This is a genomic window from Segatella copri, assembly GCF_051861805.1.
Classification (GTDB): Bacteria; Bacteroidota; Bacteroidia; order Bacteroidales; family Bacteroidaceae; genus Prevotella; species Prevotella copri_M.
Genome location: NZ_CP146520.1, coordinates 1,976,816 through 2,002,173 on the forward strand (window position 1 = coordinate 1,976,816; position 25,358 = coordinate 2,002,173).

The window sequence follows — 25,358 nt, forward strand, 5'->3', positions numbered from 1 at the left end:
AGGGCGTGTGGGGGGAAAGGTGACTATAGCATAGCAGCACAGACCTTGCGGAACCAGTCGAGTTTCTTGCCGCTCATTTCTGCTATGGATAAGTTCTCCTTGTTTACATCTTCTGGCTCAAATTCATAATAAGAATCCTCTGTAGGGAGATAATCCTCTGGAAGATCTTCTATGGAGTGGGCCTGGAAGTTGTGATGATTGCCTTCTTCATCAATATCGACTGTATATACAATGTCGTCTAATGGCGAACTTAATACGTTACGCAATGTTTGCTTTTTATTCGTATACTTTTGTATATTATCGTAATCGGTTCTGATGAACATCCAGCGGTTGGCAGTATCGTCTTGGTCTATCCAATAGAAGAGATAGTTATCACCTTTGTTGGTTACGTAGTGTGACAACAATGGTCCATCGAAATATATCAGATCGGCCACCTTCTTGAATTTATCGAAATTGCGCTTCTTGATGCAAATACCTTTTATTGTTTTCATAATTTTCCCTCCTCTAGTTTAAATGTTTTGGATAAGTCACATGATGGGAATTCAAACAAGTTATAATGCCCGTTACTAGCAGGTGTAGTAATGTTGCTATCGTTGTTAGTCACTTTAGTCCTTGTTGTATCAATGCGTCTATTTCTGCTTGATACTTATATATTTCCATCTTTTTATGTTTTAAATCTGCTGCAAAAATAAGAAATATTTCTCTTTTATGCAAGTTTTTGGCCTTTTTCTTTTGTGTTTTCGTGAGAAAAGATTAATTTTGTATCGAATGGCGTGATTGGATTAGAAAAAAGATGTTTTAATAAATAAAGCGTATGCCAGATAAAATGACCATAGAACAGCGCCACAACAACATGGCGGCAATCAAGGGCAAGGATACCAAACCGGAGATTCTTGTAAGGAAGTTCCTGTGGGCTAGAGGATTCAGGTATCGGCTCAATCATCCACGGTTGCCGGGAAAACCGGATATTGTGCTCAGGAAGTATCGTACCTGCATTCTGGTGAATGGATGCTTCTGGCATGGACATGAAGGGTGCAGGTATTATGTGATGCCGAAATCGAATACCCAGTTCTGGCAGGATAAAATCAGGAGGAACCGGGAACGGGACCATGAGGTGCTGCATCGGTTGGCTGAAATGGGATGGCATACCATCGTTATCTGGGAATGCGAACTGAAACCGGCTGTCAGAGAGAAGACTCTGGAGTCGCTGGCTTTTACCCTGAACCATATCTTCCTGGAAGATCATCATATTAGGAGGTATGAATTGCCGGAAGAAAAACCGGCAATGGTAGCGGAGCCTAAACCAAGGCATCGGGATTAGTAACTACTAATAAATACAAAAATCCCCTGATGAACTCCGATGGGGGAGTTGTCATCAGGGGATTCTTTGTTTCCTTATTTCCTTTTATTCCATATATCCTTTTCCTTTTCAGATCTTTCTTTTATCTGATGCTTTCGCCAGCTTCGCTATAGCCTTCCAGCATCCTGGTGCTGGTGATGGACTTGCGGGAGCAGTAGTCGAAATCTACCTTCTTGTAGCCTTGGCTTGAACGCCAGCGGATGGTGAGCTTCACCGTCTTGCCCTTGGTATCTGGCAGGGCTTCGTTGAGATTGAAGGCTACCAGGGCATCACGCCAGTAGTTCTGAGGGTCGCCATTTACGTTATGACGAAGTTCTACCTCGTATGGATTCTCTGGGTTTACTCCTGTTACGAGATTGATGTAATGAGGCTTCTGACCTCCCCAGAGAGCACGGAAGCGGAGGGTGAGATAGCCATCCTCGGCTACGGTTACCCAGTCGCGAACGATATCTACCTGGTTGTTGCCATATTTCTCGCTGTTTGCTTCGTCGGAACCCAGAGATGGTACTGGCTTCTTGGTCAGAATGCTGTCTATCCAGTTTACATGAACCACCTGGTTGTACTTGTCGTTCATCTCATTGGTGACGGAGTAGTTGACGAGTGCACGCACCTCTTTGTCGCCGAATGGCTTGTTGAGGTTCTTGGCGAGCAGCGTAGTGTTGTCGTCGAGCTGCAAATAGCAGGCATCGCCATTCTGTTTTACTGTTACCAATGCGTTTGGTAAAATACGATCCCAATCGGTGTCATCGTCGTTGTTGCACGATTGGAAGGTGAGGGCTGACAGGAGCAGTGCCACTGCCAGCCACGCCTTCTTGAAATCTATTTTTCTCATACTTATTCTTTTCCTTTCTTTTCTTTATTAATTCTTACTTGTTTTTAAAGCTTTTGCCCTTTCAGGGCGCCAGGGGAAATTTGTCTTTACCCAGGGTGTTACCCTGGGCTAGGTGCTTCTGCCCTTTCAGGGCGTGTGGGGAATGGCTTGCTTGTTTCCTTTTCGCCCTTTCGTTATCCCCTAGCTTAGAAATAATATCAGCATGCTTGATATTGTTTTCTGTCTTTAAAATGAAGAAAGAAGGAAAAACTTGCGTGAGATTTAGCAAAAGAAAGTTAAATAAGGAGAAGTGGGTTTTATGGGCTTGCATTATAAATGGAATATTATGCCTTGTAGGATAAAAAAATGGGGATTTATTTTGTAGTGTCTCCGTTTTGCAGTACCTTTGCAGCAAGATGTAGCAATCTGTAATAAACCAGATGCTGCTATCTATAATAATAGGTATATGAATAAGATTATAAAAAAGATATTTCGATCGATATTGTATGTCGTGGGCGTCGTGGCGTTTTCGATGGTTCCCGATATGTGGCTCTGGCATATCGGAGTGAGCGAATGGCCCCTGCCGCTTGCCATCCTCTGGTGGGTTCCCACGCTGCTCATCCTCCTTGCCGAGATGGGACTGCAGCTGGGCAAGTTTCATCGGGAGTCAGTGAGGGTGCTCTTCACGCTGATTCTCTTCTCCGTGATGCCGAAGGTGGTGTTCATCCTCTTCGATTTCATCATGCCTTGGTTCTTCGCCATCTTGCCGGCGCTGGCTGTGATGGGGTGGTTCCTCTTTGGCTTCGTGGCGGGCTGGAAGCGGCTGGAGGTGAAATATGTTACTTATTCATCGCCCGATCTTCCTCCTTATTTCGACGGATACAAGATTCTGCATTTCAGCGATTTCCATCTGGGTACCTTCCCTAAGGGTTCTGACTTCGTGAAGCAGGTGGTAGAACGTGCCAATGCCGAGGGGGTGGAGATGATGCTCTTTACCGGCGACCTGGTGAACAATGATGCCAGCGAGGTGGAGGCTTATGTGGATGATTTGAAGAAACTGCATGCGCCCGATGGCATCTTCTCGGTGTGGGGAAACCACGACTATTGCGAATACAATACGCATCATGGCATCAGGGATTTGAAAAAGAACAGACGACTGCTGTTCAGTCTGCAGGAGCAGATGGGATGGCACCAGCTGATGAACGAGCATTTCACCATATCGCATGGCATGGCTTCGATAGAGATTATCGGTGTGGAGAATGCGGGACAGCCGCCGTTTACCAACCGCAGTAATCTGAAGAAGGCGATGAAGGGGGTAGAGAAGGATGCCTTTAAGATTGTGCTGACCCACGACCCGCATCATTGGCGCAGAGAGGTGCAGAAGACGGGTGCCCACCTGACACTGGCTGGTCATACTCATGCCGGACAGTTGAAGATAGGCAATCTGACTCCTGCCAAGATGGCTTTCAAGGAGTGGGGCGGCGAATACTGGCAGGGCAGGCAGTTGCTTTATGTATCTGCAGGCCTGGGCGGTACCTTCCCGTTCCGTTTGGGAGCATGGCCTGAAATGACCGTGATTACCCTGAAGCGAGAGCTACGATAGTTAAAAACTGGCGCAAAGTGTTAAGCCTTGGTAAAAAAGGCGAGAAAAACAGATTAATTTGAAAAATCATCGCTTAAAAATTTGGTGATTCGGAAAATAATCGTAACTTTGCACTAGTTTTCGCATATATTTGGGCAAATGGGGGGTGTCGAGAGATTGTACTCCATTTGTTTTTTTTAGTAAAAAGTTCAAAGTTTAAAGTTCAAAATAAAAATGAAGATTCCAGTAGAAGAACAATATAAATTCGTGAAACTTTCTCTCCCTGATGGAAGCAAGGCCGATGGTCATGCCGTATTGCTGCATGCCTGTTGCGCCCCTTGTTCGTCTGCCATCGTGGAGTGTATGCTTCGTAATGGTATGAAGCCTACGGTGTATTTCAGCAACAGTAATATCTATCCGCAGCAGGAGTTTGAGATTCGCAAGCACGAGTTGATGCGATTCCTGGAGGCGCAGGGCGTGCCATACGTGGAGGATGAGTACGACCATGAGGAATGGCTTTCCAACATCAAGGGTTTGGAGAATGAACCGGAAAGGGGAAGCCGCTGCTCGGCTTGTTTCCTCTATCGCCTGAAGCATGCGGCCAAGTATGCGCAGGAGCATGGTTTCCATCTACTTACCACAACGCTGGCTTCTTCGAGATGGAAGAACATCAAGCAGATTGATGCTGCCGGACATATCGCCGTTGAGGGATGCCCAGATGTAGAGTGGTGGGATATGAACTGGAGAAAAGGCGGTTTGCAGAATCGCCGAGGAGAATTATTGAAAGAGAATGATTTCTACAACCAGCTATATTGCGGTTGTGAATTCAGCATGAGATAAGAAATCGCCCTGAAAGGCAAAAGCATTGTCTATCGAAAGCTTTTGCTCTTTCAGGGCGATCTGTTTTATATAAAAATCTGTGTGAATCTGTGAAATCTGTGGGACTTAAGAAAGACCTGTAATCTCGCCATTTACCACATCGATGCGCTCTGCCTGTGGGCTCTTTGGCAAACCTGGCATTCGCATGATAGGACCAGCGATGACTACAATCATTTCGGCACCCATGTTCACAGTGATGTCGCGAACGTGGAGCTCGAATCCATCTGTAGGGCCGTATGCCTTGGCATCGGTAGAGAAACTGTACTGGGTCTTGGCGATACAGATAGGGAACTTCTCTGCACCCAACTTCTTGATTTCTTCAATCATAGCCTTGGCAGAATCGCTCAGGGTAACGCTGCCGGCACCATAGAGGTTGAAGGCTACATCCTCAATCTTCTTCTCCACTGGCTCATCGTCATCGTAGGTGAAGTAGAGAGGAGCAGATGGATGCTCATCGATGGTCTTCACTACCAGCTCTGCCAATTCCATCGCACCCTTGCCACCCTCGGCGAAGGCACTGTTCACGGCGAATCCGCAACCCATCTCCTCGCAATGCTTGCGCAATACATCAATCTCTTCGTCGGTATCGGTAGCAAACTTGTTGAAGGCGATAACCACGGTCTGACCAAAGCTCTGCAGGTTCTTCACGTGCTTGTCGAGATTCCAGTAACCAGCCTCCATGCCAGCTACGTTTGGCTTCTTGATATCTTCCAGAGATACGCCACCATGCATCTTCAATGCCTGGAGTGTTACCACGAGCACAGTGAGGTCTGGCTGCAGACCGGTCTTGCGGCACTTGATGTTGTAGAACTTCTCTGCACCGAGGTCGGCACCGAATCCAGCCTCTGTAATGGCATAGTCGCCATACTCCAGAGCGGCAGCAGTAGCCATCACGGAGTTACAGCCATGGGCGATGTTGGCAAACGGACCGCAGTGAACGAAGGCAGGAGTGCCCTCTGTGGTCTGAACCAGGTTTGGCTTCAGGGCATCGAGGAGCAGGGCCACGATACTTCCGCCTACACCCATATCCTTGACGGTGAATGGTTTGTCATCCTCAGTGATACCGAGGAGAATATTGTCGATGCGGCGACGCAGGTCGTCAACGCTAGTTGCGAAACACATGATAGCCATGATTTCAGAAGCAGGAGTGATATCGAAGCCTGCCTCTGTCTCGATGCCGTTCTTATCGCCGATACCGGTGATGATGCGGCGGAGGCCACGGTCGTTTACGTCCATCACGCGGCGCCAGAGAATCTTCTTCAGCTTGAATCCCTCTGCCTCGTGCTGGAAACGGTAGTTATCCAGGAGGGCAGCAATCATGTTGTTAGCCTCAGTGATGGCATGGAAATCGCCAGTGAAATGGAGATTGATCTTATCCATAGGCAAAACCTGGGCGTAACCGCCACCTGCAGCACCACCCTTCATGCCGAAGCAAGGACCCAGAGATGGTTCGCGAAGAGCCACAACGGCCTTCTTGCCAATCTTCTGCATACCCAGGGCGAGACCTACAGATACGGTGGTCTTGCCATTACCTGCCTTGGTAGGACTGATAGCGGTAACGAGGATAAGGTGATGATTCTTGAACTTGTTAGGATCGATGTCGCCAGTAGTAATCTTGGCAATGTAGCGGCCATAGTTTTCAACCTGGTCTTCATGAATTCCTAGTTCTGCTGCTACCTCATTGATAGGGCGCAGTTTAACTGATTTAGCTATTTCAATATCTGTCAACATAAATAATGAATTTGTATTTGTGGTGCAAAGATACGCAAAAGTATTCAGATTGCGGCATAAGAAAGTATAAAAAAAACAAAACGGGCGGAATATCAGGCTATATCATCAATTATGGGGAGCTTACCCGTAATGAGGCTGATGAATTTGAATCATCATTTATGGTGATAAACCGAGCGAAATCAAATCATTATTTCTAGGTATTGCGAAAAAGTCTAAATAGTTGTATCTTTGCAACCCAATTTGAAATAATAATGAACAGTATAAATAGTAATAAGTAGTAATAAATAGAAATAAAACATGATGAAGACAAAAAACTTGGGAATGACCATAGGGTCTATATTGATTATCTTGTTGTTGATGCCTTTGGGCCATGCGCTGATGATTATCATGGAGCATACCATGCAGCCTACTACCTTGCATTATTCTGCCTTTGCCATGGGTTTCGTGGGACTGGTGATTACTATCTGGGGTGTGTTCGTGAAGGGTGATACCAAACAGACCGTGTTCGGTATGGCGGGTGCCCTGCTGTTCTGGACTGGCTGGGTGGAGTTCCTGCTGGCTTATTATGCCCAGCGCTATGGTGTGCATTGCGACCTGGTAGGCAATGGCGTGGTAGAGACTGCCACGGAATATGTGAATGGCATCGGCGTGCATCATACTTACACCATCAACGGCACTCCGCTGGAGGAATTCGGCCGTGCGGAACTGAAGGAAATCCGTGGTTCTCGTCCTGAATATCTCATTATGCCTGCCACTTTCGGCATGTGGATGATGTTCCTGGTGATGTATATATTCTGCACCAAGACGGGTTGTAATTTCATCCGTTGGATTCAGAATCATTGCGGCGTGAAGAACAATGTAGAGCTTCGTCCGATGGCTCATCATGCCAGCATCGTTACCTTTATGGAGTGGAACATCATGATGTGGGGCTTATACCTATTATTAATGTTCTGCTACGACCCGGTGTTCCTCGGCACCACTCATCCTGTGACTTATGCCATCGGCATTCTCTGTCTCATCGGTTCGGGCATGATCTTCAAGAAGCAGTTGTACATCGGTCATTGGGGTAGAAACCTGCGCATGTCGCTTGCCAACGTCATCGTATTGTGGACGGCTGTGGAGATTGCAGCCCGCAACGGATTCTTCAAGGAGATTTGGGTGGATCCGGGCAACCATGTTGCAGAGATGGTAGGCATCCTGCTGGTCTTTGTAGGATTGATTCTCGGTTTCTGGTTTTACAACGCCAAGGATAACGGGGGAGAGATTGAAATAAAGGAGTAAGAAGCTTCTTTCGAGTTGCTTCTTTCATTGGATACCTAAAAGTAGGTATTGATGAGAATCCTTATTTATGGGTATTGCAGGTATGGAGGAAACTCCGTACCTTTGCACCCCCAAAACGATAAGTGAAACAAAATAGATATAATAATTTTAATAAACAAATAATAGAAAATAGAATAGATATGAAGAAATTCTTTACTCTCGTCTTCGCCACAATGTTGGCAGGTAATATGATGGCACAGATGCATGGTGCCTTGACTTTTGCAGGTGCTTCATCTGTTAATGTTTCCACTATGAATATTGAGAATGCCAGTGATACAGTGAAGTTTGAAATGGCTAGCATGAGTGCTGGCAACATCACGTTTCCTGCCATGAAGGGCATGGGTACCATTCCTTCCTTCACCATCAAGAACGTGGCTTTCACCATGGGCGAGAATCATGTAATCACTATGGCTGACCAGGCTTTTACTTCTAAGGTTACCGTGGATGGCGTAGAGAAGAACATCACAGGTTCATCTATCTCTGGCACTTACAACATGGCAGACAATTCGCTTACTTTGAAGGCTGTCTTCCAGTATGGTGCCATGCCTTTTGCCATGACTTACAACATCAAGTCTTATTATGTTAAGGCTGTTACCAGCGCTATCAACGTGAATGTAGGCGGCATGTTCCCTTATGCCAACGAGGGCGTAACCTACAATGTACGCAAGTATATGGATGGCGATGTGCAGAAGGTGGATGTTGAGGTTCCTACCTATACACTGGATAACACCCTGATGGGCAACCTGACTCTGGGTACTTACACCGTGAAGGGCTTGACCTACGATGAGGAGAAGGGTGGCTTCTACCGTGATTATAAGGAGGATGGCTTGAGCTTCCACTTCACAGCAGAGCAGAATGGCAACAAGACCATGGATGGCGACTATGAGTTCAATGCACAGAAGGATAATAACATCCTCGTGAAGTATAACGGCAGCAAAATTACCGACATCGTGAACACCTTCCAGATGGGTGCCATGCCTTTCGGCATCGTTTCAAGCTTCAACAGCGCGGCTACCGGCATCTCTTCTGTCAAGAACGATGTTCAGAAGAAGAACGATGGCAAGATGTACAACCTCAACGGTCAGGTTGTCAGCGAGAGCTACAAGGGTGTAGTCATCGTAAACGGCAAGAAATATTTCAAGAAATAAAACTGAAAGATTTCAAAAAAGCGATATTTCGCAGGAAATAGAGTATCAATTATCATACAAATAAGAATAGATGACGAATTGGATAAAAATGAATCATCTGAAAATGACCGTTGCAGGCTTGGGCATGCTGATGCTTACTGCCTGCAACGGTATTTTTGATGATATATATGATGAGCCGGAAGAGATTGTGCCGGCTAAGGGACAGATTGTGATGAATGCCACCAGTTGGACGGATTGGTATTACGTGGATTTACCAAAGTTGCAGAAACTGACGGAGGCTGGTGATGAGGCTGCCCTGCTGAAGGCGCAGACCGAGTTTGAGGCTTATCCCATCCCGATGACTGCCACGGGCGAGAAGGATGAATCGGAAGCCGGGCATGCTGCTGCCACTGCGGGCAGAAAGGCTGGACAATATATGTATTGGTTTGATGTCTTCGGCGAAGGCATCAGGAAGAATACCTTTACTTATTTCGTGCCTACTGCCGAGCAGGGGGCACCAAGCGAATGGACCCTTGCCATTCATCGCAACAATGTGCGTACCAATGGCGGAGCCGTTCTGGAAACCAGCTATACTTCCATGGACCAGTTGCCTGAAACCAGCGAAGCCTTCCATAACAAGCAGTTTACCGAAGATGAATGGTCGGAGAATGAGGTTTGGGATAGTCAGGAGCAGATGCTTCTGGGTTCCGTGCCATCGCAGGGCATCGCCATAAACAAGGTGTTGTCTTCCTGGCTCTCGATGGAGATTCCACCGATGCCGCCATCGTTCTCGCTCAACAACCACGTGTTCATCCTCCGACTGAAGGATGGAACATACGCCGCTATCCAGCTTGAAAACTATCTCTCGCCAAAAGGCGTAAAGTGCTGGATGACCATCAATTATAAATATCCATATTAATTATAAGTATCCATATTAATTGTATCCTTACGAAAACAATGAAGAAGAAATATCTGTTATACTCGATATTATTAGCCAATATGGCGGTTCTTCCGGCTGGCGCTGCTCTTTCTGCCAGCGCCGACAATGTGCCTACCCATGACAATGTGCCGGGCGTAGACCAGAAGAGCATCCGTGACTCCCTGGCTTACGAGGCTTATCTCGATTCCATCAGTCGCCAGTTTGACCTCACCGAGGTGGTGGTTACGGGCACCCGCACCCCTAAGTTCCTGAAGGATACACCTATCCAGACCCGAGTGATTGGCTCCAAGGATATCGCCAAGCTCGATGCCACCAATGTGCAGGATTTGCTTCAGCAGGAATTGCCGGGTGTGGAGTTCTCTTATGCGATGAACCAGCAGACCCATCTCAACTTTTCCGGATTCGGCGGACAGGGCGTTCTCTTTCTGGTAGATGGCGAGCGACTGGCAGGAGAGACGATGGACGATGTGGATTTCACCCGATTGAACATGGATAATGTGGAGCGCATCGAGATTGTGAAGGGTGCGGCTTCTGCCCTTTACGGCAGCAATGCCACGGGCGGCGTCATCAATATCATCACCAAGAAGGGCAAGAAACCCTGGACGCTGAATGTGAACGGCAGAATTGCCAAGCACAACGAGCAGCGATATGGCGCTTCCTTCGGACTGAACAGCAAGCATTGGAACAATATGTTTACGGCAAATTTCAACCGTCTGGATAATTACGATGTGCATAGCGCCGAGAATCCCGTGACCCGCGTCATTGCCACCGTTTATGGCGACAAGACCGCCAACTTCAAGAACCAGCTGGTATGGAGTCCAACCCAGAACTTCAGTCTCACCGGTCGTGCCGGCTATTTCTTTCGTGAAACCGTGAGAACAGCCGATTTACCTGAGCGTTATCGTGATTTCTCGGGTGGCTTGAAGATGAATTGGGATATCACTACGGATGATGCCTTGCAGTTGAACTATGCCTTCGATCAGTATGATAAGTCTGATTATCAGAAGATTCGCCATCTGGATATCCGTGACTACAGCAATGTGCAGAACACGTTCCGCCTGCTCTATAACCACGCATTCGAGGGCGGCGACGTGCTGACCATCGGTTCAGACTATATGCACGACTATCTGATGAATACCAATCTGAGCAATGGCACCCGCAAGCAGGATACCTTCGATGTTTTTGCGCAGTATGACTGGCGCATCTCTGAAAAATGGGAGATGGTGGGCGCCTTGCGCTACGACTATTTCTCGGATGGTAAGGATTCTCATGTTACCCCGAAGCTGAATCTCCGTTATACCCCGATACGCAATCTCTCGCTGAGAGCAGGTTACGGTATGGGCTTCCGTGCCCCATCGCTGAAGGAGAAATACTACAACTTCGATATGAGCGGCATCTGGATTGTGGAAGGCAACGAGCATCTGAAGGCGGAAGTGAGCCACAACTTCAATCTCTCTGCCGAATACACCAAGGGACATTACAACTATACGGCATCCCTCTATTATAATAAGGTGAAGAACAAGCTGTCTACATCGGCTCCTTATTTCAAGAGTGTAGAGGATAAGTTGCCTTATCTGCCTTATACCAATCTGGATTCCTACAGCGTGTGTGGAGGAGAGGTAGGCGTGCAGGCACGATGGAACAACGGATTTTCTGCCCGCTTCACCTATGCCTATACCAAGGAGCAGTTGGCGAAGGATAAGGATGGCAACACCATCAACAACCAGTATATTCCGGCTCGTGAGCATGCCTTCAATGCCCGCATGGATTACGACCATCAGTTTACCAAGAACTATGGTCTGAACATCGGATTGAGCGGCCGCTATCTTTCGGGCGTAGAGAATGTGGAGTATAAGAACTATTATAATGTAAGCGAGGGCACCCTTACGGTGAGCTATCCTGCCTACACCATCTGGAAGCTTTCGCTGGTGCAGCGCATCGGCAAGGCGGTGAAGGTGACTGCGGCGCTGGATAATCTCTTCGGATATAAGCCGAAGTATTATTATCTGAACAGTCCTATCACCGATGGCGTGAATCTTCAGGTAGGATTATCTGTAGATATTGACAAGTTGTTTTAAAAGAGGCGGGTCTCACGACTCGCCTCTTTATCATTCTAACTAACTTTCGCAATATATTCTCTACTAACTTATGATAAAACTATTATTTCTTTACATAGAGCTTGAATGCCTTCACGCTGCCTGGAGCACCCTGCTCGGCACGTGGCAAATACTCGAAGGCTGAGATGGTAACCTCCTTGCCCATATCCACGATGCCGAGGTGTGGGAAGTTGGCTCCCTTTTCGGTCTGCCAGTAGGTACTCTCCTGAAGGTCAAACATCTTGTCGAGTGTTGAATTGCCCTTCTCGCTGTCGGCATAGAAGGCTACCCAGTTGTTGCGGTCGATGCGGTTGCCGTTGGCATCCTGAAGATAAACCTCGGCGATGGCAATCTGGCTGTCGCCGCTCTGGCTGCTTTCTGCCTGGATGGCAAAGTAGCGACCGGTTACAGGCTTGTCGAGCTTGATGGTCTGCCAGCCGTTGCCAGCCTTGAACTCACCCTTCAATACTGGAGTCGCAGAATTGAGATCCATGCGATGACCTGGCTCGTTGTGCTTGTTGCTCTTTTCGAGATTCAGCTTGTCGAGCTCCGGATGATCCTGGCAGAAAGCAGTAGGAGCCACGGTAGAACCTGGCTTGCCTGCTTCGCCCTTAGGACCTACTACATCGAGAACAATCACCTCGTTCTTGCCCTTCTTCAACCAGCAACCTGGGAGATAGAGGGTCTGCTGAGGACCAATCTGCCAGAAGCGGCCGAGGGCATGTCCGTTTACATAAACCTGTCCCTTGCCGAATGCCTCCATATTAATAAAGGTATCGCCCACCTTCTTCAGGTTGAAGTAGCCGCAATAGTAACCTGCCTTGCTTTGCAGACCACGCATCTTGTTGGTTGGCATGGCGAGTGCATTCACTGCTGTCTGATAATCATCAGCGATGGTACTGTTGTTCCATCGGGTAGGGGTGAGGGCAAGTTCGCAATCCTCCTTCTGAGTGGTGAGGGTTACGTTGCCGATGATACCCTTGTAGTCCTTGATGGCACGGCCGAAGTTGATTCGTCCCATACCTTCTACCACGATGGTGAGCTGAGCACCTTGTGGTATGGCTGGCAATTCGAGTGATTTCTCGTTCTTCACACGGTCTATCTTGCCAACATACTTACCATTCACATATACCTGGGCAAAATCGTGGAACTCACCGGTGAGGGTTGATATGCCTTCGATGGCAGGAACCTGGGTCTCGTAAACCATCGTTCCCCATCCCATGTTCATATCCTCGAAACTCTGAGGAGCATTGCTTTCCTTCTCCTTTCCGATGCCATAGCTCAGAGGCTTGTACTCGGTGAACTTGAACTCAGGCACCTTGATGATCTGCATTGGAGCCTTAGGCACGGCTGGCAACTTCTTGCCGTCGTTGTATTTCGCCATCATCTTCTGCAGTTCGTAGAACTTAGGAGTAGCCAATCCCCATTCGTTGATAGGGGCATCGTAATCGTAGCTGGTTACGTCTGGCTGGAAACCAGGAGAGTTGGCACCTGCCCAATGGCCGAAGCTGGTTCCGCCGTGGGTCATATAGAGAGAGAAGCTGATGCCTTTGCTCAGCATCTCGTCCATTCCTTCTACCATATCCTTGGCAGGACGGGTCTCGTGGCGGGCTCCCCACTTGTCGAACCAACCGCTCCAGAACTCAGAACACATCTTAGGAGCATTCGGACGAACCTCGCCGAGACGCTTAAACTGCTGGTCGATGTTGGCACCTGTACCGAAGTTCATGGTCCAGGTAAGGTCGTCGAGACCATTGTTCAGGAAGTTGGATGACCAGTCGCACTGGAAGAGGCTCACCTTGTCGAAGCCTGATTTGTGAACGATGTCGCGGATGGCACTCACGTATGGCTTGTCCTTGCCGTAAGAACCATATTCGTTCTCCACCTGTACCATGATGATAGGACCACCATTCTGGATGGTGAGTGGAGCCAGCTGCTTGCCCACTTCCTTCTCAAAGATTTCAACACGCTGCATGAAGTAGGGATCCTGCTCACGAAGGCGGATGTCCTTCTTCTTTAAAAGCCACCAAGGCAGACCGCCCATTTCCCATTCTGCGCAAACGTATGGACCCGGACGAACGATGACATACATGCCGTTCTTCTGAACCAGTCGGCAGAAAGCTGCCACATCGTTATTACCTGTAAAGTCGAACTTGCCTTCCTCCTGCTCATGGATATTCCAGAACACATAGAGACAGACGGTATTCATGCCAAGAGCCTTGCACATCTTGATGCGATGCTCCCAGTAGGCACGAGGAATACGTGGGTAGTGTAACTCGGCAGCCTTCACCACGAAAGGCTTGCCATTGAGTAGGAAAGTCTTGTCGCCTGTAGTGAAAGTACCGCCTTTCTGTGCTGCCATCATCTGTGATGGAGCCATAGCCAGCATAGAGGCAAAGGCGAGTGTCTTGATTGTAGTTGATAAAGTCATATATCTTAAATTACTTTTAATTTCTGAATTGCTTCTTATATGATTCGAATGTGGTTGCAAAATTACTGAAAAAATCTCTTATCGACGTTGAAATATCGTTCAAATAAGAGTACTTTTCGTTAAAAAAGCAATCACATGACCGATTTGTGGCATATCTACATTGCACATTGAATTTCTTTTGTGCAGAAAGTGTACTTATAAATGATGATTTTAGGGGGCAAAGGAGAAAATAATCGGGTTTTCTTCTCTGTTTTCGTTTTTTTGTAGTACCTTTGCATCGAAAATTACGATAGCAGAATTTTATAATCTATAAAAGGTATATAGATTCCGCTGATGACAAAGGAATAGTGTGTACAAAATAAATATATTATTAACTTATAAAATAAGGATATCAAAATGATGAAAACAGAATGGAGAGGTTTCAAGGGAAACTTGTGGCAGAGTGAGGTGAATCTTCGCGATTTCATCCAGCACAACTATACAAGCTACGATGGCGACGAGTCGTTCCTGGCAGAACCTACTCAGGCTACCAATACCCTTTGGGGTATGTTGAAGGAGCTCCAGAAGGAAGAGCGTGCCAAGGGTGGTGTGCTCGATATGGAGACCGAGGTGGTTTCAGGATTGACAGCTTATGGTGCTGCTTACATCGGCGAGGGTACTAAGGAGTTGGAGAAGGTGGTTGGTCTGCAGACCGACAAGCCTTTGAAGCGTGCCTTCATGCCATACGGCGGTATCAAGATGGCAGAGCAGGCTTGTACTACATACGGCTACCAGCCATCAGAGAAACTGCATGAGATTTTCCACAAGTATTGCAAAACTCACAACGACGGCGTGTTTGATGCTTACACTCCAGAGATGAAACTCGTGCGTCATAACCATATTCTTACTGGTCTTCCTGATACATACGGTCGTGGACGTATCGTAGGTGACTACCGTCGTGTAGCTCTCTATGGTATCGACTTCCTCATCGAGGAGAAGAAGAACGACCTCGCTAACATGGGCGACCGTGAGATGATCGACGACGTTATCCGTCTTCGTGAAGAGGTTGCTATGCAGATCAAGGCTCTCAAGGGCTTGAAGGAGATGGCTCAGTTGTATGGCTACGATATCAGCCAGCCTGCTAAGAACGCTCGCGAGGCTGTTCAGTGGTTGTACTTCGGTTACCTCGGAGCTGTGAAGACTCAGAATGGTGCTGCGATGTCTGTAGGTCGTATCTCTACATTCCTCGACATCTATATCCAGCGCGACTTGAACGAGGGTACTCTTACCGAGGATGAGGCTCAGGAGCTCATCGACCACTTGGTTATGAAGTTCCGTATGGTTAAGTTCGCTCGTATCCCTTCATACAACGAGCTCTTCACTGGCGACCCAGTTTGGGCTACTCTCGAGGTAGGTGGTATGGGTCAGGATGGCCGCTCAATGGTTACCAAGAACGACTTCCGTTTCCTCCACACATTGGAGAACATGGGTCCTTCACCAGAGCCAAACTTGACTGTACTCTATAGCTCTCGCTTGCCAAAGTCATTCAAGCACTACGCTTCTCTGATTTCTGTAAAGACAAGCTCTATCCAGTATGAGAACGACGATGTAATGCGCCCAGTTTGGGGTGACGACTATAGCATCTGCTGCTGTGTATCTGCTACACAGACAGGTAAGGAGATGCAGTTCTTCGGTGCACGTGCCAACTTGGCAAAGTGCTTGACCTACGCTGTTTCTGGCGGTGTTGACTCAAAGACACGCGAGCAGTGCGGTCCTAAGTATCGCGCCGTTGAGGGTGATGTATTGACATACGAGGAGTTCATGCCACGTTTCATGGATATGATGGACTGGTTGGCTGGCGTTTATGTGAAGACATTGAACCTCATCCACTACATGCACGATAAGTACTTCTACGAGGCAGCAGAGTTGGCGCTCATCGATACAGATGTTCGTCGTACTTTCGCTACAGGTATCGCTGGTTTCAGCCACGTGGTTGACTCTATCTCAGCTATCAAGTATGCCAAGGTAAACATCATCCGTGATGAGACCGGTTTCCCTCTCAGCTTCAAGACCGAGGGCGACTTCCCACGTTACGGTAACGATGATGAGCGTGCTGATGAGATTGCAGTATGGTTGCTCAAGACCTTCATGAACATGATCAAGAAGCATCATACATACCGCAATTCTGAGCCTACTACATCTATCTTGACTATCACATCAAATGTAGTATACGGTAAGTACACCAGCAATATGCCTGATGGTCGTCCAGCCGGTGCTCCTTTGGCTCCAGGTGCTAACCCATCTTACGGTGCAGAGAAGAACGGTCTTTTGGCTTCATTGAACTCAGTAGCTAAGTTGCCATACGAGTATGCTCTCGATGGTATCTCTAATACTCAGACCATCAGTCCAGGTGCTCTCGGTCACAACGATGAGGAGCGTGCCCAGACATTGGTAGGTGTATTGGATGGTTACTTCAACCAGGGTTCTCACCACCTGAACGTGAACGTATTCGGTATCGACAAGCTCAAGGATGCGATGGAGCACCCAGAGAAGGAAGAGTACCAGAACTTCACCATCCGTGTAAGTGGTTACGCTGTTAAGTTCATCGACTTGACACGTGAGCAGCAGCTCGACGTAATCGCTCGTCAGGCTCACGAGAGACTCTAAGGAAGTGAAGAATGAAGAGGGAAGAGTGAAGAATTCTCTTGTCTCTTTGTAACATATAGATTGCCCGCTAGATTTTCTTTCCGAGGATATTTAGCGGGCAATTTAGCTTAACATTCTAGTCTCAAAAGAAAGGAAAATAAGTTATGGAACTATTGATATTTATGGGCTTTTTTGCTTTGCTAGCAGGTATATTTACCTTATGGGCTTATAATGATTATCGTAAAATGCAGGCTTGATTATAATGACTAAAGGTTTTGTTCACAGCATAGAGAGCTTTGGTTCAGTAGATGGACCAGGCATCCGATTTTTGATCTTTCTGCAAGGTTGTCCCATGCGCTGCCAGTTCTGCCACAACCCGGATTCCTGGAAGACGGGGGTAGGAGAAGAGTGGAGTGCCGATGACTTGCTGGATAAGGCAGAGCGATTCAAGAGTTATTGGGGAGACAAGGGCGGCATCACCGTGAGCGGCGGAGAAGCCCTGATGCAGATAGACTTTCTCATCGAACTTTTCGAGAAAGCCCATCAGCGTGGCATCAACACCTGTCTTGATACCTCGGCGCAACCCTTTAGGAAAGAAGGGGAGATGTTTGAGAAATTCGAGCGTCTGATGGCCGTTACCGATACCGTTCTTCTTGATATCAAGCATATCAATGATGAAGAGCATCGCAAGCTGACGCTTCATAGCAATAAGAACATACTCGATTGTGCCCGCTATCTCAGCGATATACACAAGCCGGTATGGATTCGTCATGTCCTGATTCCAGGCATCACGGATAAGGATGAATATCTGCAGCAGCTGCGCAGCTTCCTGGATACGCTCACCAACATCGAGCGCATAGATATCCTGCCTTATCATACACTGGGTGTATATAAGTACGAGAAACTCGGTATCCCTTACCCTTTGCAAGGGATAGAGTCTCCTTCAAAGGATCGCATTGATCATGCTAATGCGATACTTCAAAAATAATTTCAATGGATTCAGCCAATATGCTTGGCTGGATCCATTTCTACTACTGATGCAGGCGGTGTCTTCAGCTGATGCTGCTCAGCCTTAGGCTCATACTCTGCAAACTTCACATTTCGCATTTGGGTCTCTACTGAGCTGATGATGCGGCCCGGAATGATAGGCTTTTCCACATAGTCGTTCACACCCATTTCGTAACACTCATCAATGTTGTCCTTGTTGTTGAGCAGGGAGGTGATGATGATAATCATTTCATTCTTGTCGTAACGGGCTCTTACATGCTCAATTACATCCCAACCATTAACTTCTGGCATCATCAAGTCGAGCAAGATGATGTTAGGTCTGAAGGTTTCTACCAGCTGGATGGCTTCCTTGCCACCGTAGGCTTTCTTGATTTCGATGTCCAGATTGCTGAGCATATTCACCATTTGTGCTATGTTTTCAGCAATGTCATCTACTATTAAAACTCTACACTTACTCATACTCATGCTATTTTAGTTCTCGTTTTTTAGGGCATGCCTAAGTTCTCGCTTTATGAATTCCATAGATGTCGCAAATGAAACCCTTGTCTGTGAGAATCTTACTCATGTCTATGTTATTAAATATCTTATGGTTCGTTCCGATTACGACAATCTGATACTGCTTGTTGAGCACCGTCTCGTCGCCGGTTACTTTAATTCCGTATTCTTCTTTTACTTCGTCTCTGTCTACCAATGGGTCGTAGAGGGTCGTCTTGTAGCCGGCTCCCACCAGGTTGATGTAGAGGTCAGCCACCTTGGTGTTGCGGATGTCGTCGCTGTCGGGCTTGAAAGAGAAGCCCAGAATCAGCACGTTGGTCTCGGGAGCCACGAACTTTCTGTTCTCGCAGGCACTCTTGATCTTACCCGCCATCCAAACCGCCATCTGCTCGTTCACCTCGCGTGCCGTAGAGAGGAGTGACGGAACCACATCCACCTCCTGTGCCTTGTTGATGAGGTAGTAAGGATCCACGGCGATGCAATGGCCGCCCACCAGTCCCGGTGTGGCAGGAACGAAGTTCCATTTGGTCTTTGCCGCTGCCGTTACGTCCTCAATGCTGATGCCCATCTTGTCGAAGATTTTCTCCATCTCGTTGAAGAAGGCTATCTGCACGTCGCGCTGGCAGTTTTCCATCAGTTTGCAGGCCTCTGCCACCCTGATACTTGGCGCCTTGTGGGTGCCGTGGGTAAGTACCGAAGCATAGAGACTGTCGATAATCGCGGCTGCCTCAGGGGTAGAACCGCTGGTTACCTTCACAATGTTCTCGATGGTGTGCACCGTGTCGCCCGGATTGATGCGCTCTGGTGAGAAACCAACGTAGAAACTCTGGTTAAGTTTTAGTCCTGAGGTTGCCTCAAGCAGTGGGGCGCATACTTCTTCGGTGAGTCCCGGATATACGGTTGATTCGTATACCACGATATCGCCTTCCTTCAGAATGCTGCCCACGGAGCGTGTGGCATTTCTTACGCAACTGATGTCTGGCTTGTTCGACTTGTTGACGGGCGTTGGCACTGCGATGATATACACATTGCAGGTTCTGAGGTTTTCTATATCGCTCGTCAACTTCAGCCCGTGAGCCAAAGCCTTCGACAGTTGCTTGTTGTCAGACATCTGCCTGTTGGCGAGTTTATCCACCTTGGCGGCATTGATGTCGTAACCCCATGTCTCATATTTCTTTGAGAATAAGCAGGCAAGGGGGGTACCCACATAACCCAATCCTATCACTCCTATCTTAAACTCAAAAGATTTGTTTATCATATAATATCGTTTTATTAATTGTTTATTTCTATTTTGATTTTCATTGCCCAGGCGTCCGTTTCCCAGGCCTCCGTTTCCCTGTCATCTGTTTCCCAGGTCAGTAAACCTTAGATACCTTCCAGCTGAGCATAGCGGGAGGTCTTTTTCGGATTCCAGGCATCCTTGTAGGATGTTCTGAAGAACAGCTCCTGCAGATGTGCCGAGAGTCGGGCAAAGCGCAGGAAGTAACCTGTGTATGGCGACATCAGCGGCGTGAACCTGTAGAGGAACAGTGCCGTCTTCTTTCTTTCCGTTACCAGAAGCACCAGCAGGAAGGCAAACTGCGAGAAGCATACTCGGATAAAGTAGCCCAGAGCCAGCACCTCCACGATGTGTGTGTTGAAGGTAATCGCCAGGTTGATGATATACCACAGCCACAGGAAGTTGAGGAAGCAGTCGAACATCACGCTCTCCATGTTGGATATCCAGTTCAGGATGCTCCAGTTCTTGGTAGGCAGCAGGATGTCGATGTGCTTGCGCAGGCGGAATCTCACGAGCGATCGCGACCATCTTATTCTCTGGTGATAGAGCTTGTACCATTTGGTAGGCACGTTGGTCATGCAGATGGCATCCTCCACGAATTTCACCTTGTAGCCTGCCTTTCTTATCTTCTGCGTCAGGTCGCCGTCGAGTCCCGGTCCTATGTCCCAGTATCCCACCTCCTTGAGCGTCTGCGTCTCGAAAGCGCCGAAGGCTCCCGAAATGATATGGTAGATGCCCAGTTCGCTGGTCACGATGCGTCCCACCTGTATTCGCTTCAGGTATTCAAAAGCCTGCAGCGACGAGCAGATGCTTGCCTTGTAGTTTCTCACCTCAATGCATCCACCCACGGCTTTCACCTCTCCATCCAGATAGAATGGGATGAGCACTTTCTCCAGGGCGTCGCGGTCGAGCGAGGAGTCGGCGTCGAGGCTCACGATGTATTTGCCCCTTGCCATGTAGGCTCCGTAGTTGCTGGCTGCTGCCTTTCCGCCACGGGTTTCCAGTCGCAGATAGTGCGTAATGAGTTTCGCACGATACAGGTCGGTGCATATCAGTTTGGTGTCGTCGTCGCTACCGTCGTCCACCACGATGATTTCGTAGTTCCGGTAGGTCTGCTCGTTCAGCGACTTCACCATCTTATAGATGTTCTTGCCTTCGTTCTTTCCCGGCACCAGGATGCTGATGAGGGGATTCTCGCGGTAGAGATAGAACTTGGCAATCTCATTTTCCTTTTCTCTCTTGTTCCTGTCCATCAGTCGCCAGAAGATCACCAGGTATTCCAGGATGTAGTATCTAGGCATCTCGATGTAGAAGAGAAACCAGTAGGTGCTCACGATGCTCGACAGCGAGAGTGTCGATATCCAGTCCCAGAAGTGGTTCAAGTTTTCTGCAATGTTAAACATAGGCGTAGTTCCCTTTCTTCTGTTTACTTATCTCAGCACGGTGAGCGTCAGGATGGAAAGCAGTATCAGTACGCCGGCGATGAGGATGAGCACGGCTACCAGCTGCTTGTAGAGTTTCACGCGCTTCATGATCTTGTCGTCTTCCTTCGGCGTGAGGTCGAGTGTTTCCTGTTGTGGTTTCACTTCCTCTTCTTCCGATATTGGCGATTCTGCGTAGCCGCAGTAGTCATCCGGCGTCAGCTCTATGAAGCTCATCTGGTTGAAGAAGTCTTCATATTGTCCGCTGGTCAGTGCTCTCTTCGTGCTCAGCACGCAGCATACTATCTGTTCCGGTTCTATGTCGGTAGCTATCTTGCGGATGGCCTTCGACATCTCCTGGCTCAGCTGTTGCTGTGCCGCTTCCACGCTCATGTCGTCGAACGCCATGAAGGTGACGTAGAAGATGTTGTTGTTGTAGGATACCTTGTGACTGTTGAAGAGGCGGCAGAACTGAGCCTGGATAGACTCTTTGATTCTCACCGTCTCCTGGTTCTTGTCGAGTATCCATATCTTGCCCACCATCACGGTCAGCTCGTCCTTGCGGTATGTCTCCAGCAACTGGCGGCGCAGGCGGCTGATCAGCAGCGAGTATTCCATATAGTTATCGTATGTGTTCGACATGTTGCTGAACATGAGTCCAGTTTTTGTCAACATACGGATTCCTTCTTCCGTTATCTCATAGTCTACCACATCTCGCGGCACCAGTGCATTCACCGGATAGGTGCTCTGGCAGTAGCAGCAGGTGGCCTTGGTCAGTGGGGTGGTGAACGAATTCTCGCAGTCGTTGCAGGAGTAAATCACCGCCGGACGGTCGTAGTCCACACCAATGTGGCGCAGCTTCTTGTGACACTTCGGGCAGATGAGCATACCACCCACATTGTAGGCACTTTCCGGAGCCACGTTGGCGCAGGAGAAGTGGTGGATGATGTTCTGAATCTTCAGGTTAGAGCTGCCGCAGTTGGGGCAGCACTCCGTGTAGAGCAGATGGCTGTGGTTGCACTTAGGGCAGAGGTGCTCCTTGATGAGGTAGTGACTCTTGCGCAGTGCTCCGCATTCCACCATACTGTCCTTGAAGGTAAACATTTCGGCAAGATGAAAGAGGCTCATGCTGTGGTAGTGCTCGAAGATAGGGTTGATGTAACCCAGCGACGATTTCTCCATCAGTCGGTGGCCCAGCACTCTCTGGTCTCTGGATAGCAGGTATCTCAGGATGTTGGAGAACAGCTGGTTGGGCTGCGTAGGTCGTGCTAACTCCTGCTTGATGCCATATTTCTCCTTGGCTTTCTTAATCTTGTCGATAATCTCGTACACCTTCTCGTTGCTCATGTCGCTCACGTAAGCATCCACGATGTAGTCAATCATCTGTTCCTTTCCCGATAAGGCCGTGTTGGCGAATAACGGTTTGTAGCTGCATTTATACGATAGGATAGGGCTGGCTCCAAACATGATTGCATGGAACGCACGCTCACTCGTCGTATTGATGTATATGCAATCGAAGTAGTCGGACTGGATATCTGGTGTTGAGTCAACATCTATGAAGCTGTCGATGGTCAGCACCATGTCTCCACGCTTGTTTCTTCTGAGTCCAATCATTTCTTCTCTGTGTTGTCTTTTTCTTTATTTTCTGTAGAGATCAGCTTCGAGCTTCTCACTACGTTCTGGTTTCTATCCACTGGGATGGTGTACATCGGCAGCGGTCTTGGGTCGAGCATGGCACTCAACTTGTTGATTCTCACTCTCACTGGCAGTCGGTTGCTCATCACCCATGCCGGAACTCGCTGGTTGGGGCGGAAGGTGAACATGGCAACCACGGCGTTGGCATCGTGCGAGAAGTTGCTCTGCAGGTGCTTGGGGATTTCCTCCACTCTCAGACCCACCATCTGCAGCTTCGCCTTCAGTTCCAGGTCGTTGTTGATGATGATGTCTGCATCGTCAGGACTCTCCATGTACTTCACCTTCGAGTTGGGCACGTAGGTAATTACTCCCAGGTGGCATGCTGCATAGTCGGTGTGCTGAATGGTCATCACCTCTTCGCTCTTGAACACCAGCGTCTTGTCGCTCACGTTAATCTTGGCGATGTAGGCGTCGGCTGGTGCGCAGCAGTAGTGTATCAGTCCCTCGTTGTAGATGCTGGTTTTGGAGTAAGGCATCGATGCGCTCTGCATGTTGGCACCTCTCTTTGCCATGAAGTTATAGGTGGTGTTCTTGGCGCGTGCGTAGATTTCCACCTTGTTGGCCTGTTTTCTCAGCTCTTCTTCCACTTCGGCAATTTCCGCATCCAGGGCGTTTCGCTTGCTGTTGTCGGTGAGTCCGTAGTAGATGTCTGATGTTTCAGAGGCTTTCTGCTTCTTCAGTTCGGCGAGTCGGGTTCTGAGCACGGGAATTTCTTCTCTAGCCAGCTGTGCCTGCACCTCCATGTCGTGGGTTTCCTTCACAGCAGTAGGCAGGATGTTGGGGTCATACTGGTTTACGATGTTTCCCAGCAGCACGTAGGAGTAGAGTGTGTCTCCCTTGTGTACCACTTCGCCTATTTCCTTGTTCACCTTCAATATGTAGATGTCATCTACGGCTGAGATATGGTTTTCGTCGATGGTGATATACCCGTCGTAGATAACCCATATCATTCGGGTGATGATATAATATGCCGCCAGTACGATGACCAGCAGGAAGATCAGCGCGAAGATAATCTGCTGCCTGGCCAGTCGGTGGCTCTGCGACTTCAGCAAGTCGGCCATAGCCTGTTCTTGTGGCGTATTATTATATTGAAACTCATTCATAGTTCTATTTCCTTGAATATATTGTTGTTGTCGTAGATGCTTACTGCCTTCTCAATGTTGATGATGGCGAGTCCGCGGTTTAACATCAGCTTATACATTCTCTCCATGCTTTCCAGGAGTCCCGTATATTCGTCCATTCGCATCAGGTAGTTGTACCCCTGCTTCTGGTTCTTGTAGGCAAATCTTCGCATGTCGATGTATTTGCTGGTCTGGTTGATGTGGTAAGCTTCGGTGGCGATGGCCTGGTTCAGATTTTCTATTCTCTTGAGCAGGATGTTTACCGACTGCTTGATTTCCTTCACGTCGGTGTTGCGGCTGCTTCTGATGATTTCCTTCTCCGTTTCCAGTGCCTTGCGCTTTCGGGGATTCTCGTTATAGATAGGGAAGGTGAATCTTACGCCCACGTCGCCGTTGTTGCTTATCTTGTTGTTGCTTTGCCAGTAGCTTGACCATCTGGCGAAGGGTGTGATTCTTGTTGTTCCCAGATAGTTCGAGAGCTTGCTGTCGTTGTCGGCTATCTGTTCCTTCACCATCACGATTCGTGCGTCGATGCTTTCCTCGTCTATGTGTCGCCAGAGGGCCGCCGTATCTACGAGCACTTTTGATGGCTTCATTCTGTAGATAGGCTTGTTGGAGATGTCACGGTCGGAGCAGAGGATAGAGATGTCGTATTCTGCTTCCAGTTTTTCGTTCATCACTTTCAGCATCTTGTCGTTGCTGATTCGGTCTTTCTCCAGCATGTACTGGTATGCCTCGTTCATGATGTCGAGGTTGTCCAGCCGGTGGGCTATCACTGTGCCGATGTAGAAGTTATACTGTTCGGTGAGGTCATCGGCAGCTTTTTCGTAGATGTCAGCCGTCTGTCTCTTCTTGCCTTGCAGTCTTGAGAGTTCGTTGGCTAGAGCCACCTTGGTTCTTTTTTCTTTTCCCTGGTAGAACTTGCTGTTGATGATGTTCCATCCCAGTTCGGCTTGAACCTTAGCCTTATATTTTGATACCTGTTCGGCGTCGTCGTTTTCTGAGTCAAAGTAGGCGTCTGGCCGGGCATAAACCTGTCCGGTTACTTCCAGTCCGTTGTGTCGGTTGACGGCGAGTTGTTCGTGTGCCGTCTTCGCCCAGTACAGGGAATCAGTTTTTTTGATATCCGCTGTATGTTGTTTGTTGAGTCCCAGGTCAATGACCGGTGATTTTACCCATATTGGGTTATTGAGTAGGGTGTCGAGTTGTGCGAAGCGTTGTTTGAAGTGTCTGAGCACGTTGTTGTTTTTCAGATTTTCATATACGAGCATTTTAGGGCTAAAGCTCTTTTTCTTCAGCTGTTGCTGCCTTTGAGCCTGAGCCATAGTGCTTTGTCCTCCGAGTGTGATGAGGAGAGCAGTAGTCGTATATAGTATCAAATTTTGCTTCATTGTTTTTTTGGTTTAAACACTATGAATGCAGCCGCAAGCTGTTGCA

The 25,358-nt window shown here is 48.2% G+C and carries 19 protein-coding genes; 9 read left to right on the forward strand and 10 right to left on the reverse strand.

Going from position 1 to position 25,358, the window contains the following annotated elements; genetic code table 11:
- Positions 1-23 precede the first annotated feature (23 nt).
- Complete coding sequence (locus tag V8Z93_RS07535; RefSeq protein WP_299334829.1) at positions 24-491, reverse strand: DUF6575 domain-containing protein; 468 nt, start codon at positions 489-491, stop codon at positions 24-26.
- Positions 492-814: 323 nt separating this feature from the next.
- On the opposite strand from V8Z93_RS07535, the gene V8Z93_RS07540 reads away from it, so the two are divergent.
- Complete coding sequence (locus V8Z93_RS07540; RefSeq protein ID WP_439431154.1) at positions 815-1,321, forward strand: very short patch repair endonuclease; 507 nt, start codon at positions 815-817, stop codon at positions 1,319-1,321.
- 121 nt (positions 1,322-1,442) lie between these two features.
- Here the strand turns inward: V8Z93_RS07540 and V8Z93_RS07545 are convergent, their stop codons facing one another.
- Positions 1,443-2,192, reverse strand: coding sequence for a NigD-like protein (locus V8Z93_RS07545; protein ID WP_439431155.1), 750 nt, complete (start codon positions 2,190-2,192; stop codon positions 1,443-1,445).
- A 445-nt stretch (positions 2,193-2,637) separates the two neighbouring features.
- On the opposite strand from V8Z93_RS07545, the gene V8Z93_RS07550 reads away from it, so the two are divergent.
- Both V8Z93_RS07550 and V8Z93_RS07555 read left to right on the forward strand, forming a co-directional pair.
- Complete coding sequence (locus V8Z93_RS07550) at positions 2,638-3,774, forward strand: metallophosphoesterase (protein WP_203050540.1); 1,137 nt, start codon at positions 2,638-2,640, stop codon at positions 3,772-3,774.
- A 213-nt stretch (positions 3,775-3,987) separates the two neighbouring features.
- Positions 3,988-4,593 carry an epoxyqueuosine reductase QueH gene (locus V8Z93_RS07555; protein ID WP_439431156.1) on the forward strand — a complete coding sequence of 202 codons (606 nt, stop codon included), beginning with the start codon at positions 3,988-3,990 and terminating at the stop codon, positions 4,591-4,593.
- 105 nt (positions 4,594-4,698) lie between these two features.
- Here the strand turns inward: V8Z93_RS07555 and V8Z93_RS07560 are convergent, their stop codons facing one another.
- Positions 4,699-6,363: a formate--tetrahydrofolate ligase gene (locus V8Z93_RS07560; protein ID WP_203050545.1), complete on the reverse strand. Its 1,665-nt coding sequence runs from the start codon at positions 6,361-6,363 to the stop codon at positions 4,699-4,701.
- Positions 6,364-6,660: 297 nt separating this feature from the next.
- On the opposite strand from V8Z93_RS07560, the gene V8Z93_RS07565 reads away from it, so the two are divergent.
- The 4 genes from V8Z93_RS07565 to V8Z93_RS07580 all read left to right on the forward strand — a co-directional run bounded on the left by V8Z93_RS07565 (position 6,661) and on the right by V8Z93_RS07580 (position 11,828).
- Entirely contained in the window at positions 6,661-7,644 is a 984-nt protein-coding gene (locus V8Z93_RS07565) for a hypothetical protein (RefSeq protein ID WP_439431157.1), read from the forward strand.
- Between the two features lie 179 nt (positions 7,645-7,823).
- Positions 7,824-8,831, forward strand: a complete 1,008-nt coding sequence (locus V8Z93_RS07570; protein ID WP_439431158.1) for a hypothetical protein — start codon at positions 7,824-7,826, stop codon at positions 8,829-8,831.
- A gap of 88 nt (positions 8,832-8,919) precedes the next feature.
- Positions 8,920-9,729, forward strand: coding sequence for an HmuY family protein (locus V8Z93_RS07575; RefSeq protein ID WP_439431159.1), 810 nt, complete (start codon positions 8,920-8,922; stop codon positions 9,727-9,729).
- A gap of 38 nt (positions 9,730-9,767) precedes the next feature.
- Entirely contained in the window at positions 9,768-11,828 is a 2,061-nt protein-coding gene (locus tag V8Z93_RS07580) for a TonB-dependent receptor plug domain-containing protein (protein ID WP_439431160.1), read from the forward strand.
- Between the two features lie 82 nt (positions 11,829-11,910).
- Here V8Z93_RS07580 and V8Z93_RS07585 read toward each other — a convergent pair whose 3' ends face one another.
- Positions 11,911-14,277 carry a beta-galactosidase gene (locus V8Z93_RS07585; protein ID WP_439431161.1) on the reverse strand — a complete coding sequence of 789 codons (2,367 nt, stop codon included), beginning with the start codon at positions 14,275-14,277 and terminating at the stop codon, positions 11,911-11,913.
- A 399-nt stretch (positions 14,278-14,676) separates the two neighbouring features.
- Between V8Z93_RS07585 and pflB the strand changes: the two genes are divergently transcribed.
- A complete protein-coding gene (pflB, locus tag V8Z93_RS07590) occupies positions 14,677-16,923 on the forward strand; it encodes a formate C-acetyltransferase (RefSeq protein WP_439432839.1) in 2,247 nt (748 codons plus the stop codon).
- A 241-nt stretch (positions 16,924-17,164) separates the two neighbouring features.
- On the forward strand, positions 17,165-17,890 hold the full coding sequence (pflA, locus tag V8Z93_RS07595) for a pyruvate formate-lyase-activating protein (protein ID WP_439431162.1): 726 nt from the start codon (positions 17,165-17,167) through the stop codon (positions 17,888-17,890).
- A gap of 11 nt (positions 17,891-17,901) precedes the next feature.
- On the opposite strand, the gene V8Z93_RS07600 is transcribed toward pflA, so the two are convergent.
- From V8Z93_RS07600 to V8Z93_RS07625, 6 genes are all read right to left on the reverse strand, one after another.
- On the reverse strand, positions 17,902-18,369 hold the full coding sequence (locus V8Z93_RS07600) for a response regulator (protein WP_439431163.1): 468 nt from the start codon (positions 18,367-18,369) through the stop codon (positions 17,902-17,904).
- Positions 18,370-18,406: 37 nt separating this feature from the next.
- Positions 18,407-19,663, reverse strand: coding sequence for a nucleotide sugar dehydrogenase (locus V8Z93_RS07605; protein ID WP_439431164.1), 1,257 nt, complete (start codon positions 19,661-19,663; stop codon positions 18,407-18,409).
- A gap of 107 nt (positions 19,664-19,770) precedes the next feature.
- Positions 19,771-21,087, reverse strand: a complete 1,317-nt coding sequence (locus V8Z93_RS07610) for a glycosyltransferase family 2 protein (RefSeq protein WP_203050563.1) — start codon at positions 21,085-21,087, stop codon at positions 19,771-19,773.
- Between the two features lie 27 nt (positions 21,088-21,114).
- On the reverse strand, positions 21,115-22,719 hold the full coding sequence (locus tag V8Z93_RS07615) for a hypothetical protein (RefSeq protein ID WP_439431165.1): 1,605 nt from the start codon (positions 22,717-22,719) through the stop codon (positions 21,115-21,117).
- A complete protein-coding gene (locus V8Z93_RS07620) occupies positions 22,716-23,903 on the reverse strand; it encodes a multidrug transporter (RefSeq protein WP_439431166.1) in 1,188 nt (395 codons plus the stop codon). The genes V8Z93_RS07615 and V8Z93_RS07620 overlap by 4 nt, the downstream gene beginning before the upstream one ends.
- Complete coding sequence (locus V8Z93_RS07625) at positions 23,900-25,312, reverse strand: TolC family protein (RefSeq protein ID WP_439431167.1); 1,413 nt, start codon at positions 25,310-25,312, stop codon at positions 23,900-23,902. Before V8Z93_RS07625 ends, V8Z93_RS07620 begins: the two co-directional genes overlap by 4 nt.
- Positions 25,313-25,358 lie beyond the last annotated feature (46 nt).